The sequence below is a fragment of the Streptomyces sp. NPDC054796 genome, assembly GCF_053611545.1.
Genome location: NZ_JBSHAO010000002.1, coordinates 179,672 through 192,446 on the forward strand (window position 1 = coordinate 179,672; position 12,775 = coordinate 192,446).

The 12,775-nt window shown below is 71.1% G+C and carries 14 protein-coding genes; 9 read left to right on the top strand and 5 right to left on the bottom strand.

Annotated features, from left to right (window positions below; all coding sequences use genetic code 11):
- Positions 1 to 51 precede the first annotated feature (51 nt).
- Together ACWGJ2_RS02535 and ACWGJ2_RS02540 are read right to left on the bottom strand one after the other, a co-directional pair.
- The gene (locus ACWGJ2_RS02535) at positions 52 to 585 is read right to left on the bottom strand and encodes a DinB family protein (RefSeq protein ID WP_453344075.1); all 534 of its coding nucleotides are present in this window, start codon (positions 583 to 585) and stop codon (positions 52 to 54) included.
- A 4-nt stretch (positions 586 to 589) separates the two neighbouring features.
- Positions 590 to 1,297 (bottom strand): class I SAM-dependent methyltransferase, encoded by a 708-nt coding sequence (locus tag ACWGJ2_RS02540; protein WP_453344076.1) that lies wholly within the window; start codon positions 1,295 to 1,297, stop codon positions 590 to 592.
- A gap of 139 nt (positions 1,298 to 1,436) precedes the next feature.
- Here ACWGJ2_RS02540 and ACWGJ2_RS02545 point away from each other — a divergent pair, with 139 nt between their 5' ends.
- From ACWGJ2_RS02545 to ACWGJ2_RS02555, 3 genes are all read left to right on the top strand, one after another.
- Complete coding sequence (locus ACWGJ2_RS02545) at positions 1,437 to 2,024, top strand: helix-turn-helix domain-containing protein (RefSeq protein WP_453344077.1); 588 nt, start codon at positions 1,437 to 1,439, stop codon at positions 2,022 to 2,024.
- An 88-nt stretch (positions 2,025 to 2,112) separates the two neighbouring features.
- On the top strand, positions 2,113 to 2,886 hold the full coding sequence (locus tag ACWGJ2_RS02550) for a DUF309 domain-containing protein (RefSeq protein WP_453344078.1): 774 nt from the start codon (positions 2,113 to 2,115) through the stop codon (positions 2,884 to 2,886).
- A gap of 121 nt (positions 2,887 to 3,007) precedes the next feature.
- A complete protein-coding gene (locus ACWGJ2_RS02555) occupies positions 3,008 to 3,961 on the top strand; it encodes a bacteriocin fulvocin C-related protein (protein WP_453344079.1) in 954 nt (317 codons plus the stop codon).
- Between the two features lie 332 nt (positions 3,962 to 4,293).
- Here the strand turns inward: ACWGJ2_RS02555 and ACWGJ2_RS02560 are convergent, their stop codons facing one another.
- Complete coding sequence (locus ACWGJ2_RS02560) at positions 4,294 to 4,854, bottom strand: flavin reductase (protein WP_453344080.1); 561 nt, start codon at positions 4,852 to 4,854, stop codon at positions 4,294 to 4,296.
- Entirely contained in the window at positions 4,851 to 5,309 is a 459-nt protein-coding gene (locus ACWGJ2_RS02565; protein WP_453344081.1) for an ester cyclase, read from the bottom strand. Before ACWGJ2_RS02565 ends, ACWGJ2_RS02560 begins: the two co-directional genes overlap by 4 nt.
- 253 nt (positions 5,310 to 5,562) lie before the next feature.
- On the opposite strand from ACWGJ2_RS02565, the gene ACWGJ2_RS02570 reads away from it, so the two are divergent.
- From ACWGJ2_RS02570 to ACWGJ2_RS02590, 5 genes are read left to right on the top strand one after another with little or no spacing between them, the layout of a single operon-like run.
- A complete protein-coding gene (locus tag ACWGJ2_RS02570) occupies positions 5,563 to 6,702 on the top strand; it encodes an LLM class flavin-dependent oxidoreductase (protein ID WP_453344082.1) in 1,140 nt (379 codons plus the stop codon).
- Positions 6,699 to 7,346, top strand: coding sequence for an amino acid synthesis family protein (locus ACWGJ2_RS02575; RefSeq protein ID WP_453344083.1), 648 nt, complete (start codon positions 6,699 to 6,701; stop codon positions 7,344 to 7,346). Before ACWGJ2_RS02570 ends, ACWGJ2_RS02575 begins: the two co-directional genes overlap by 4 nt.
- A complete protein-coding gene (locus ACWGJ2_RS02580; RefSeq protein WP_453344084.1) occupies positions 7,343 to 7,894 on the top strand; it encodes an amino acid synthesis family protein in 552 nt (183 codons plus the stop codon). The genes ACWGJ2_RS02575 and ACWGJ2_RS02580 overlap by 4 nt, the downstream gene beginning before the upstream one ends.
- Entirely contained in the window at positions 7,891 to 8,745 is an 855-nt protein-coding gene (locus ACWGJ2_RS02585) for an alpha/beta fold hydrolase (RefSeq protein ID WP_453344085.1), read from the top strand. Before ACWGJ2_RS02580 ends, ACWGJ2_RS02585 begins: the two co-directional genes overlap by 4 nt.
- Complete coding sequence (locus ACWGJ2_RS02590; protein ID WP_453344086.1) at positions 8,720 to 10,219, top strand: aldehyde dehydrogenase; 1,500 nt, start codon at positions 8,720 to 8,722, stop codon at positions 10,217 to 10,219. Before ACWGJ2_RS02585 ends, ACWGJ2_RS02590 begins: the two co-directional genes overlap by 26 nt.
- 55 nt (positions 10,220 to 10,274) lie before the next feature.
- Here ACWGJ2_RS02590 and ACWGJ2_RS02595 read toward each other — a convergent pair whose 3' ends face one another.
- A complete protein-coding gene (locus ACWGJ2_RS02595; RefSeq protein ID WP_453344087.1) occupies positions 10,275 to 11,012 on the bottom strand; it encodes a GntR family transcriptional regulator in 738 nt (245 codons plus the stop codon).
- A 193-nt stretch (positions 11,013 to 11,205) separates the two neighbouring features.
- Between ACWGJ2_RS02595 and ACWGJ2_RS02600 the strand changes: the two genes are divergently transcribed.
- A complete protein-coding gene (locus tag ACWGJ2_RS02600; RefSeq protein WP_453344088.1) occupies positions 11,206 to 12,735 on the top strand; it encodes a purine-cytosine permease family protein in 1,530 nt (509 codons plus the stop codon).
- Positions 12,736 to 12,775 lie beyond the last annotated feature (40 nt).

Sequence of the window (12,775 nt, forward strand, 5' to 3'; positions counted from 1 at the left end):
TCCTCATGGCGGGGTCATGAGGAGACGGGCCGCGCGCCGCACGACGGCCGTTCAGCGGCCCGTCGAGCCGTCGATCCGCTCGCGGAGGATGTCGGCGTGGCCCGCGTGCCGGCCGGTCTCCTCGATCATGTGCACCAGGATCCACCGCATCGAGGGCCCGGGGCCCCGTCGCGCGGGCCGCGGCGCGGGGAGGGTCAGGTCCGGGCAGGCGTCGATGACCTCGTTGGCCCGCTCGACGCTCTTCCGGTAGTCGGCCAGCACGCCGTCGACGGTGTCCTCCGTCGACGGCCGCATCGTCGCACGCCAGTCGTCGGCGTCCTCACCGAGGAAGGCGAACCGTTCGACGGACGCCAGATGCTTGAGCAGCCCGAGGAGGCTGGTGCCCGAGGGCACGCCGCTCTCTCGGACGTGTGGTTCCGGTGTGCTCGCGACCTTGTCCGCGACCGAGTTCCGCAGATAGTCGAGGAAGCCTCGCAGGGTGGCCTTCTCGTCGGCGCCGGTCGACGGGGGTCCGGTGTCCTTCGTGCGGGTGCGGTTGGTGGCCCCAGTCGGGGTCCGGGGGTGCTGTGCACTGTTCTCCGGCATCGGGTCACTCCGTTCCGGCGGTGTGCTGGATGAGCAGGACGTTGTCGGTGACGGTGGCGGTCTCGCCCGCGGGTCCGGTTGCCCGCCGCTGGGGCATGTCGGCGCGCAGGACGGACCACCGAGCGGGGTCGAGGGCGAGTTCGGCGGCGACCTCGTCGGGTGTGGGGTAGTGGATGTCCGGGTCCTGGTTCCACGACCAGGGCGCGGTGGATCCGTGGTCGACGATCAGCAGCAGACCACCGGGCCGCAGGGCATGTGCGGCGGTGCGCAGGACCCGGCCGCGGAGCAGCGGGAACGGGGTGTGGAAGTATTGGGCCGAGACGAGGTCGAACGTACCGTCGGGGAAGCTGCTGCCCAGGTCGTGCTGTTCGGTGACGACCCGGTCCCCGATGCCCAGGTCGCGGGCACGTTCCCGTACCCCGTCGACGGCGGTGGTGGAGATGTCCACGGCGGTGACGTGCCAGCCCAGTTGGGCGAGCCAGATGGTGTCGCCGCCCGCGCCGCAGCCCAGGTCCAGCGCCGTACCCGGGCTCAGCGCCGTGCCCGGGCTCAGCGGTGCGGCGGTCCCGGCGAGCAGCGGGTTGACGCGTGCGCCCCAGGTGCGCTGGGTGCGGTAGTGGCGTTCCCAGAACAGCTCGGCGTCCTGGCTCCCCGCCTCCGTGCCGTTGTCCGCGGCATCGGTGCTGGGTCGCCGGCTTCGGGTGGAGTCCATGTGCGGTGCCCCTTCGTGTGCGTCGGCCGGCGTGCCGAGCGTGTTCCGCTGCGTGCGTCCGGCGCCGGTGAGGTACCGACAGCATTGGCGCCGCCGTTTCCCCCTTGCAAGAAAAGTTGCGGATCCGCATCATCGGGTCATGGACAACCCCTCGGAAGACGTCTTGGCCGGAGTCGGGCCACGGCTGCGTGCGCTGCGCCAGGCGCGGGGCGCCACGCTGGCGGCGCTGGCCGACGAGACGGGGCTCACGGCGAGCACCCTGTCCCGCCTGGAGAACGGCAGGCTCCGCCCCACGCTGGAACAGTTGCTGCCCCTGGCCCGGGCGCACGGTGTCCCGCTCGACGATCTCGTCGCGGCGCCGCCCACCGGCGACCCGCGCGTGCATCTGCGTCCTGTGCGGCGGTCGGGGCTGGTGATGGTGCCGCTGACCAGGCGGGCAGGCGGCATCCAGGCGTACAAGGTGATCCACCCGCCCATCGGCCGGGCACCCACCATGAAGCTCCAGACCCACGAGGGGTACGAGTGGTTCTACGTCCTCGACGGACACATCAGGTTCGTGCTCGGCGAGCAGGAGTTCCGGCTCGGGGTCGGTGAGGCCGCCGAGTTCGACACCCGCGTACCGCACTGGATCGGCAGCGCGGACAGCCGTCCCGCCGAAATGCTCGCCCTGTTCGGCGCGCAGGGCGAGCGCGCCCATCTGGCACCGTCCGCGCATCCGCACACCTGACAGCGCTCGGCGCGCGTGACGGGTCGTTAGGGTGCCAGGTGGAGACCGGTGCGGTCGGCGACCGGTGCGTGTGCGAAGGGGTGACCGAGTGAGCGAGTACCGTCCCGAGGGCGGCGACCCGGCGTGCTGGGCCGGGCTGGTGTGCCCGGAGTGCGGGGCCGTCAGGGAGACGACGGATCCGCTGGCGCCGTGTCCCCGTTGCGGCACCGTGCCGGACACGGACCTGGATATGGAAACGGACACGGACACGGACACGTCCCCGGGTCCGGCGTTCGAGGCCGCGCCGGGGCCCGAGGCACCGGGGCCGGAGCCCGGGGCCGGGCCCGTCGCACGGCCCGCCACTCCGTCACCACGCACCCGGCGACGGGACCGGGACCGGGACCAGAACCGGAGCGGGGTTCGCGACCGTGACCGCGATCCGGCGACGGGACGGGCCCAGAACGCCCGCCCCCGCGACGGGCTCGGGCGCCCGCTCCCCTACGGTTCGCCGGGCGTCGCCCGCGCCCCGGAAGGTCTCGTCCGCACCCCGCCGGAGACCCTGTCCGAGGCCCAGCGCCTCATCGACACCGGCATGCCCTTCCACGCACACGAGGTCCTCGAGGACGCCTGGAAGACGGGACCCGACAGCGAACGCGCCCTGTGGCGGGCGCTGGCCCAGTTCGCCGTCGGCCTCACCCACGCCGCCCGCGGCAACACCTCCGGCGCCACCTCGCTGCTCCTCCGCGCCGCCGACGGCCTCGCCGCGTTCACCGACGACCCACCGCACGGCATCGACATCGCGGCGCTCACCGCCTGGGCCCGCGAGGCCGCCGCCTCCCCCGCCACGGACCTCACCCCTCCCCCGCTGCGCCGCACGGAATGAGACGCGGCGGCGATGCGGAATGGCGTTTTCCATATCTTGTCGCGCACATGCAGCAGTGGGACGCTCCCCGCGCTGAGTCACCCCGGCAACAACAACGCCGACAAGAACAGGGAGAACGAGGATGTCCGAACGACACACGCCGGAACGATGGGTCCTGGCATTCGACGGCACATGCGGCACATGCGCGGCGGTCTCCAAGGCGGTCGAGCGCGCCAGCGAGGGAAAGCTGGAGGTACTGCCGCTGACGCACCGTGAGGTTCAGCGGTGGCTCCGGCTCGACGAGAAGCCCCGGACCCGGTGGGCACCGACGCTTCTGCGCGTCCGTGACGAGCACGTGCGCGCGTGGACGCGCCCGCTGATGGCCGTGCAATTAGCCAGGCGGTTGGGGCCGCGCTCAACACTCCGCGTACTGCAATCCCTGGGACAGCTACGGTCCGAGGCACGGAACACGCCCGCACGGGCGGAGGCGGAAAACGCCATCGGAAGGAAGCGGTTCCTGCAACTGTGCGGTGGCGTGGGAGTGGCGGCCACGCTGACCCTCACCGGCCAGACCCCGGCCTTCGCGCAGTCGGAGGCGGCCACAGCCCGCAAATGGGCGGCGGCCAACAGCGCCGGCCTGCCCCGCACCTACGCGGGAATCACACGGCACACCATCCCGTACCGTAAGGCGATCCTCGCCGAACTGTCCCCCGAGGAGCGGGGACACGTATGGATCGAGCACTTCAACCAGTACCGCGCGGCGCGTCCGGAGCTGACCTCCGCGCAGAACGCGGTCATCGAGGACGCCTCCCGGATCTTCCGGCGGGTGTTCCACTACGAGAGGTCACGTGCCACCGAGGCGGTACGGGAACTGGAAGCCGCGGCGAAGCGGGAGTTCGGGCGCGACGAGGCCCATGCGCTGCTGGCCAGGCTCGGCCCGGCCGACGCCGCTGCCGCCTCTCCCCCGGTGCTGTGCGAGTGCGCGACGGACAGCGACTACTGCGGGACGCAGTGCTATCGCGGTGGGTGCACCCTCGTCGAGAACGACTGCGGCACCGGCTGGCTCTTCGACTGCAACGGCCTCTGCTCCTTCTAGGGGTCTCCTAGGGGTCTCCTCCCCGGCCGCTACGACGTTCGGCGGCCGTTCCGCCTCGGTGTGACGGCCGCTCCGGCGGCCTCGTCGCGAGACGAGGGGACCGCCCGGGCATCGCGTCGCACACCGGAGGCACGTCCGTAGGGGCATGGGCAGACAAGTCGGGCCGAGCGCGCCGTCGACGTCACCGTCCGGTGCCGGTAACAGCCGGTGTCCGGGACCCCTGCGGACCATCGCCCGTGCGGCACGATCGGCTCACCCCGGCCCCGGCTCCCGGCTCCGGCCCGGCTTCCGGCCGGGAGCGCGCCGTCCGTCGGCTCACGGAGTCCGCGAGGTCAGGTGGCCGCCTGGTCGAGGCGGCCTCCGTCGTAGAAGCCTCCGGCGCTGTAGATGAGGGGCGGCCGTTCGGAGGAGGTGGCCTCCACGACGCGTCCGACGAAGACCGTGTGGGTGGCGGTCTGTATCCGCTCCTCGATACGTGCCTCCATGGTGGCCGCGCTGTGGTCGATGAGGGGTGAGCCGTGTGCGGCGCGGGTCCACCTCAGTCCGGCGAACTTGTCCTCGCTCTTGCGCGCGAAGACGGACGCCACCGGCAGTTGGTCGGCGGCAAGGATGCTGATGCCCATGTGGTGTGCGCGGAACAGCGGCTCGTAGGTGGAAGACGTCCGCTGGACACAGACCATGACCAGCGGCGGGGTGACCGAGAGACTGCAAAAGGCGTTGACGGCCAGGCCCCGGGGACGGTCGCCGTCCATGGCGGTGACGATGGTGACACCCGTCGCGAACTTCCGGTGCACACCCTTGATCTGCTCCTCGGGCACCTCCTGCGGCACGTCCTGACCCGCTTCCCGGGACGTGGCCCCTGCGACCGCCGGTGCTCCTGCCGTGGGGCTCATGCCGTGACCGCCTTTCCTGCGCGCTTTCCGCCGAGCGTCTCGAACGCGCTGCTGAGGGGGATGATGCCGAGGGCGTGCAACATCTGCCGGGGGTCCCAGGTGACCCACTCCTCGGTGATCATGCCGTCGTCCACCGTCGAGAAGGTGGCGCCGGAGACCGTGAGCCGGCGTCCCGTGGGAGGCACGTCGAGCAGCGGGCCTGTGTGGGTGCCGCTGCTGTGCCAGCGGATCGCCAGCCGGTCGCCGTCGCGCACATAGTCGTCGATCACGGTCCGCAGGTCGGGCATGCCGCCCCGGGACGCCGCGATGCCCGCCTTGAGGTCCTCCAGTCCCTGCTCGGTGCGGCCGTGTCGGATGTATCCGGGGGTGAGCAGCCCGTCCAGCGCGTCGGTGTCGCCGTGGTTCCAGGCCGCTTCCCACACCCTGCCGACCCGGCCCTTCAGGTCGATGCCCATGCCGTGCCCTCCTGTTGCTCGCGGGATCTGTGGTGTGCCAGGAAGTTACGAAGAGCTTTCTTGCATGTCAATGGGATCGGCACCCCGATCACCCTCCCACGGTCTGCTTCTTGCCCCAACAAGCATCTAAACTGGGCTTATTTGCAAGGGATCAAGTGCTTCCCTTTGACCCCTTGACCGGCTCGGAACGTCGATCCTATGTTCCTCTTGCATGCAAGAGACGGCCTAGTCCGCATGGATGAGAGGCAGATTGATGCGTTTTTCGATCTTTCACGCGCTCGGGGCCCCCGGGCAGCTCGGCGACTACCACCGCCTGATGCGGGAGGCCCGCGAGTACGCGGTCGCGGCGGAGCAGGCCGGTTTCTGGTCCGCCTGGTACACCGAGCACCACTTCGGCCACGAGGGCCAGGAGCTGACGCCCAACCCGGTGCTGATGGGCGCCGACATCGCCGCACGCACGGAGCGGCTGCGCATCGGCCAGGCGGCGAGCATCGCGACGTTCTGGCACCCGCTGCGCCTCGCCGAGGACCTCGCCCTGCTGGACCAGCTCTCGGGCGGACGGGTCGAGGTCGGCGTCGGACGCGGTCTCTACGGGCGAGAGGCGGTGAACCTCAACCCGGCGGCCGACCCGCGCGACCAGGAGCAGAACCGGGCCCTGTTCGAGGAGACGATGGAGGTCATGCGCAAGGCGTGGTCCGGGGAGTTCTTCGACCACCACGGCCGCTTCTTCCGGTTCCCCGAGCCAGGGGTGCGGTGGGACCACCCGCTGTCACCGGCCACGGAGGAGTTCACCACCGACGGTGTCATCGACAAGCTGAAGGTGGTGCCGCAGCCGTACCAACGCCCGCACCCTCCGCTGTGGCAGGTCATCGACTCGCCACGGTCCATCGAGTCCTCGGCGCGGCAGGGCATCCAGGGCATCTTCTGGCTGCCGCCGGTCTCCGCGCTCAAGGAGCGTTTCGCGCTGTACCAGCGCACGGCGTCCGAGGCGTCCGGGCGCCCGTACGCCCCCGGTGAGGGCTTGGCCCTCGTACGCGACGTGTACGTGGCCGACACCATGGAGCAGGCCCGCGCCGAGTTCGAGCACGCGCTCATGCAGACCTACCAGTGGGTGACGCACTGGCGCGGTCTGTCGAACCTGATGGAGGCCGGTGAAGAGCTGGGCCCACAGCACGAGTTGAGCTTCGACTTCCTGGACGAGCGCAACCTGCTCGTCGGCACGCCCGAGCATGTGGCGGGCAAGATCGAGGAGCTGCGCGACGAAGTGGGCCTGGAGCACCTGATGCTGTGGACCACCCACCCGGGCCTGCCGCACAAGCACGCCATGCGCAGCCTGGAGCTGTTCTCCGAGAAGGTGCTCCCCCGGTTCTCCGGCGAGGGGGACCGTCCGTGAGCGGCATCCGCCGGGTGGTCTCCTCCTGCGAGGAGCTGACCGGCGAACTGGGCACCGCCGTGCACCAGCCCGTACGGCGCGGTGCGGTGGCCATCGCCGTGCGCAATCCGTGGGCGGGACGCGGCATCGTCGAGGACCTACAGCCCGAGGTCGAGGAGCTGGCCCCCGTCCTGGCCAGGGAGATCGCCGACCGGCTCACCGCCATGCTCGGCGGTGCGGAGTCCATCGCGTCCTTCGGCAAGGCGGCGCTGGTGGGCCTGGACGGCGAGGCCGAGCACGGCGACGCGCTCATCCACACCCCGTACTTCGGGAACATCCTGCGCGAGCTGCTCGACGGCACCTCGATCATCGCCTTCAGCGAGGAGCGCTCCCCGGCGGGCGCCACTGTGACGGTACCCATGTGGCACAAGACGGAGGCCGCCACCCGCTCGCACTACGCCACCACGCAGATCCGGGTGCCCGACGGGCCACGGCCCGACGAACTCGTCGTCACCGCGGCGGCGGCCACCGGACCACGGCCCAACGCCCGCATCGGCGACCGCCGCACCGACCCCGCGGTCACCCTGCACACCCTGCACACCCTCAACACCGTGAACGCCCCGCAGGACGCGAACACCGCGCACGCCCTGGAAGGACAGCGATGAACCTCCGCAAGACCCTCACCCTGATCGACGAGGTGCACACCGAGGGCGGCGAGCCCGTATCGCCCGCCGCGCGCACCGCCGTCGTCGCGGCCGTCATCGACAACCCGTGGGCGGGCCGGGGCTTCGTGCGCGACCTGGCGCCCGGCATCGACGAGGTGGCACCCCGACTGGGCGCGCTGCTGGCCCCGTTGGTGGTCAAGGCGCTGGGGCAGCCGGTCGAGGCGTACGGCAAGGCGGCCGTCGTCGGGCTGAACGGCGAGGTCGAGCACGGCTCGGGGCTCATCCACACCCTCAAGTTCGGCGACCACTTCCGCGAGGCCGCCTCCGCCACCACACTGCTGCCCGCACTGGAGAAGGTGGCCTCGGCCGGCACCGTCTTCGACATCCCGCTCAAGCACATCACCGACGCCACCGTCCGCTCGCACCACCAGAGCGTGGAGGTCCGCATACCCGACGCGCCCCGCGCCGACGAGATCGTCATCGCGCTCGCCGCGGCGGCCCAGGGACGGCCCCAGGCCCGCCTGGCGCCCCTGGCGAGCGAGCAGTGAGCGGCGGGCCGACGACCGGCACGGCCACTGGTACGGCCGGGGAGACACGAGCGGCCGAAGGCGCGCCGGTCGCCACACTCGCCTACGAGGACCACGGCCGGGGCACACCCCTCGTACTGCTGCACGGCGTCGGCCTCGACCGGCACATGTGGGAGCGCATCCTGCCCGCTCTGGCAGCGCGGCACCGGGTCCGCGCGGTGGATCTGCGGGGCCACGGCGCCTCGCCCGCCGCCGCTCCCGGGCTGACGCTCGCGGACATGGCGCGCGACGTACTGGCGCTGACCGACCGTCCGGCCCACCTCGTCGGCTTCTCGCTCGGCGCGCTGGTCGCCACCGAGGCCGCACTGCTGGCGCCGCGTTCGGTGGCCTCGCTGACCGTCGTCAGCTCCGTGGCGCGGCGCTCCGCCGAAGAGCGCGAGTCCGTGCTGCGGCGGCTGGACGCGGCACGCGAGGACTTCACCGCCTCCGCCGACGCGGCACTCGGCCGCTGGTTCGCCCCGCCGTGGCGGGCGCGGGAACCGCGGCTGGCCGAGCGGGTCAGGGAGACGCTCCTGGGCCAGGACCGCGCCTCCTATCTGGCCTGCTACGAGGTGTTCGCGCACGCCGACGCCGAACTGTGGCCCCGGCTGGGCGGCATCGGCGCGCCCACCCTCGCCGTCACCGGGAGCGAGGACCCCGGCTCCACGCCCCGGATGACGCGGCGGCTCGCGGAGGCCGTCCCCGGCGCCCGGTACGCCTTCGTCGCGGGCGCCCGCCATCTGCTGCCACTGGAAGCACCAGAGACCTTGTCGAACGAAATCATCCGACACACCACGGAGGTGGACCGTGCCGACGGCACCGCCACGCCATGACCACTACATCGACGGCGCCTGGGTGCCTCCCACCGACGGCGCCTACCTCCCCAGCACCAACCCCGCGACGGGCCGGGTCTGGTACGAGAGCGCGCGCGGGAACGCGGAGGACGCCCGGCGTGCCGTGGACGCCGCGGCCACGGCCTTCGAGAACCCGGCCTGGCGGGACCTGCCCCAGCCCCGGCGCGGCGCGCTGCTGCGCCGCTTCGCGGAGCTGATCGGTGAGCACGCCGAGGAACTCGCCCGCACCGAGACCCTCGACAACGGCAAGCTGCTGACCGAGATGCGCGCCCAACTGGCCAGCCTGCCGGAGTACTTCCACTTCTACGCGGGCCTGGCGGACAAGCCGCACGGCGAGACCGTCCCGGCCGCGCGCAGGGAGATCCTCAACTACACCGTGCGCGAACCGCTCGGGGTGGTCGTGGCCATCACCCCCTGGAACTCCCCGCTGCTGCTGACGGCCACCAAGATCGCCCCGGCGCTGGCCGCCGGCAACACGGTGGTCGTCAAGCCGTCGGAGCACACCAGCGCCTCCCTCCTGCAACTGGTGCCGCTCTTCGAGAAGGCGGGCTTCCCTCCCGGGGTGGTCAATGTGGTGACCGGGTACGGCGACGAGGCCGGCGCGGCCCTGGTCGAGCACCCGAAGGTCGCCAAGGTCTCCTTCACCGGAAGCACCGGGACCGGCTCCCGGATCGCCGCGAGCTGTGCCTCCCGCTTCGTGCGCACCACCCTTGAGCTGGGCGGCAAGTCGCCCAACATCGTCTTCGACGACGCGGACGTGGCCAACGCGTCCACGGGCATCGTGGCCGGTGTGTTCGCCGCCGCGGGGCAGACCTGCGTCGCGGGCAGCCGCGTCTTCGCGCAGCGTGCCGTCTACGACGAGGTGGTCGAGCGGGTGTCGGCCAGGGCCGGGGCCATCCGGCTCGGGGACCCCCTGCTCCCTGAGACACAACTGGGGCCGCTGGCGATCGAGAGCCAGCGCGACCGGGTCGAGGAGTATGTGCGCCTCGGGCGCTCCGAGGGCGCACGTGTCACGGCGGGCGGGCAGCGTCCGGACGCCGGACCGGGCCTGGCCGAGGGCTACTTCTTCCAGCCGACGGTCTTCGTCGACGCGGTCAACAGCATGCGCCTGTGCCAGGAGGAGATCTTCGGCCCCGTGGTGGCCGTCATGCCGTTCGACACCGAGGACGAGCTGATCGGGCTGGCCAACGGCACGGAGTACGGGCTCGCCGCCGGGGTGTGGACGCGCGATCTCGCGCGCGCCCACCGGGTGTCCGCACGGCTGGACGCGGGGACGGTGTGGGTGAACACCTACCGCTCGATGTCGCCCATGTCGCCGCGCTCGGGCTTCAAGTCCAGCGGCATGGGCATCGAGCACGGCACCGAGGCCATGCGTGAGTACACCCGTCTCAAGAGCGTGTGGATCAACACGGACGAGGGTCCGGCCGAGGACCCTTTCGTCTTGCGCTCATGACGGGCCCATGACGGACTCATGGTGGGTCATGACGGGCCATGACGGTGCGACCGGCTCATGACGGTGTGTCCGGCGTGGCGGCGCCGTCGGAGTCGGAGGACTGCGTGTCGAGGCTGTTCATGAGCGCCCGGTGGCTGGCCCGTACGTGCTCGCGCATCACGCGCTCGGCCCCCTCGCCGTCCTTGGCCTGGACGAGTTCGAGCACGTGGTGGTGCTCGGACTCCGAGCGGGTCGGGCGGCCCGGCTGTGAGAGCGAGGTGTGCACGAGACGGTGGTAGGCGAGCTGGTTCATCAGCGTCCTGTAGTGCTCGGCGAGCTTGGCGTTGTCGGCTCCGCGCATCACCAAGTCGTGGAACTCGTGGACGAGTTGGGCGTACTGGTCCTGATCGCCCTTCGCCACGGCCGCGTCGGCACGCTCCAGGTTCTCCTCCAACTGCGCCAGCTCGGGAACCCGGCCGCGCTGGGCCAGCAGCCGGGCCGCCGCACCCTCCAGCAGCTCCTTCATCTGGAACAGCTCGGTGATCTCGCGCCGGGAAGGTGCCGAGACGAACGTGCCCACCCGGGGGCGGATCACCACCAGTCCCTCCGTCTGCAACTGCTTGAGCGCCTCGCGCACCGGCGTACGGCTCACCCCGAACGCCTCCGAGAGCACGATCTCCGAAAGACTCGTCCCGGGAGCCAGCTCGCCCGAGATGATCCGGCCGCGCAGCTCGCTGATGACGCGGCTGCGGACGCTCGTGCCCCCCAGGGGCTGCTTACGGAAGGCCGACCTGGTAGCTGAAGTATCTGGCATGGCACAACAAGCTAGAGAGCACCTTCCCGCGCGTCAAGGCGATGACCGTCGACCGCTGAAAGATCCGTAGACTCTTGGCTGATAGCCGCAGTACGGGCCGAAAATCGCGGTCGCCCACACTCGCTCGCGCGTACCCGCCGCACTTTTCCGACTGGTATGCAACACCCTCATCACATCCTCCAGGGAGCCGCACATGAACCCCGTGTCCACGGGTCTGCCCGACGCAGCGCAACCACCCGATCTCGGTTACCGGGACAACATCGCCCAGGTCGAGCCCTATGGCATCGACCACATTCCCGACGCCGAACGCCACGGCAAACCCAGTTCCCAGTTCTTCATCTGGTTCGCCGCCGGGCTGAACTTCCCCATCATGCTGCTCGGGTTCAGCGCCGCGTCCCTCGGCCTGTCCATGACCGCCGCGGTGACGGCCATCGTGACCGGGGCCCTCGTGGGTGCCGTCGCGATGGGCGTGCTGTCCCGCATGGGCGTCCACCTGGGTGTTCCTCAGCAGATGCAGGCCCGAGGGCCCCTCGGGTTCATCGGCAACCTGCTGCCCGTGGCCTACATCAACGTCTTCGCGGGTGTCGGCTGGGCCGCCGTCACCATCATCCTCGGGGGCAAGGCTCTCGGCGTACTGATCGGCGTCCCCTTCTGGATCTGCGCGGTCATCCTGGCGGCGCTCCAGCTCACTGTCGCCGTCTTCGGCTACAACATGATCCACTACCTGGAGCGGATCCTCACCTTCGTCCTGCTGGCGCTCTTCGTGCTGGTCACGGCCGTTTCGCTCCAGCGTGGCAGCTCCTTCCTCGAAGCCGACCCGTCGGCCTCCGGCTACACGGGACCCACCGGCGGCTGGGTGACCCTCGCCGGGCACTTCCTCGCCTTCCTCATCGCCTGGCTCCCCTTCGCCTCCGACTACTCCCGCTATCTCCCCTCCACACCCCACATCAGCCGCCGCGCCGGTGTGCTCACCGCGCTCGGCAACTTCCTCACCCTCTCCTGGCTGGGTGTGACCGGCGCCGTCCTCGCGGGTGCCTCCGACGCGACGGATCCCATCGTCGCGCTCAAGGAGCTGACCGGGCCGTGGGCGGTCCCGGCGATGCTCGCCATCCTCCTGTCGTCCTTCTCCCAGAACTTCCTCAACGTCTACGGCGGCGCCATCTCGCTCCAGACCCTGGGCCTGCCCTTCCGCCGCAGCACATGTGTCACCCTCATCTGTGTCGCCGCGCTCGGTGTCAGCCTCTGGGCGGCCGACGGCATCTACACGTCCTTCGAGGTGTTCCTCAACCTCACCGCCTACTTCATCGCCCCCTACGTGGCGGTCCTGCTCATGGACTACTACGTCGGGCCGCGCAAGGACCGCTCGCGCATCCCTGAGCTGTTCGACCGCAACCGCCTCTTCGAATGGGGCTTCGTCGCCTGGGTCGCGGGCGCCCTGGCCGCGGTGCCCTTCTGGAAGTCGCACGTCTACACCGGCTTCGTCGCGGCGAGCCATCCCGAGTGGGGCGAGCTGTCCTACTACGTCGGCTTCGCCGTCGCGGCGCTGGTCTACCTCGTCACCCGGAAGCTGCCGCCCCTGTGGCACCGCTCCCCCGGCCCGCGCCCCGCTGACGGGAAGCCGTCGGCCCGCGCGGCGGACGAGGAGAACCGGTCCACGACGGGCACCGTGAACGCGACGGACGTGACGAACACGACGGGCACGACGAACACGACGAGCGGCTGACCCGCCCCCTCGGGTATCCGCCCCTGAGCTGCGGCTCGGG

Bases quoted from the DNA above. Each gene is read 5' to 3' on its own strand.
- ACWGJ2_RS02580 (WP_453344084.1), top strand. From the start codon at position 7,343: ATGAACCTCCGCAAGACCCTCACCCTGATCGACGAGGTGCACACCGAG.
- ACWGJ2_RS02535 (WP_453344075.1), bottom strand. From the start codon at position 585: ATGCCGGAGAACAGTGCACAGCACCCCCGGACCCCGACTGGGGCCACC.
- ACWGJ2_RS02560 (WP_453344080.1), bottom strand. From the start codon at position 4,854: ATGAGCCCCACGGCAGGAGCACCGGCGGTCGCAGGGGCCACGTCCCGG.
- ACWGJ2_RS02600 (WP_453344088.1), top strand. From the start codon at position 11,206: ATGAACCCCGTGTCCACGGGTCTGCCCGACGCAGCGCAACCACCCGAT.
- ACWGJ2_RS02595 (WP_453344087.1), bottom strand. From the start codon at position 11,012: ATGCCAGATACTTCAGCTACCAGGTCGGCCTTCCGTAAGCAGCCCCTG.
- ACWGJ2_RS02540 (WP_453344076.1), bottom strand. From the start codon at position 1,297: ATGGACTCCACCCGAAGCCGGCGACCCAGCACCGATGCCGCGGACAAC.
- ACWGJ2_RS02545 (WP_453344077.1), top strand. From the start codon at position 1,437: ATGGACAACCCCTCGGAAGACGTCTTGGCCGGAGTCGGGCCACGGCTG.
- ACWGJ2_RS02555 (WP_453344079.1), top strand. From the start codon at position 3,008: ATGTCCGAACGACACACGCCGGAACGATGGGTCCTGGCATTCGACGGC.
- ACWGJ2_RS02565 (WP_453344081.1), bottom strand. From the start codon at position 5,309: ATGGGCATCGACCTGAAGGGCCGGGTCGGCAGGGTGTGGGAAGCGGCC.
- ACWGJ2_RS02570 (WP_453344082.1), top strand. From the start codon at position 5,563: ATGCGTTTTTCGATCTTTCACGCGCTCGGGGCCCCCGGGCAGCTCGGC.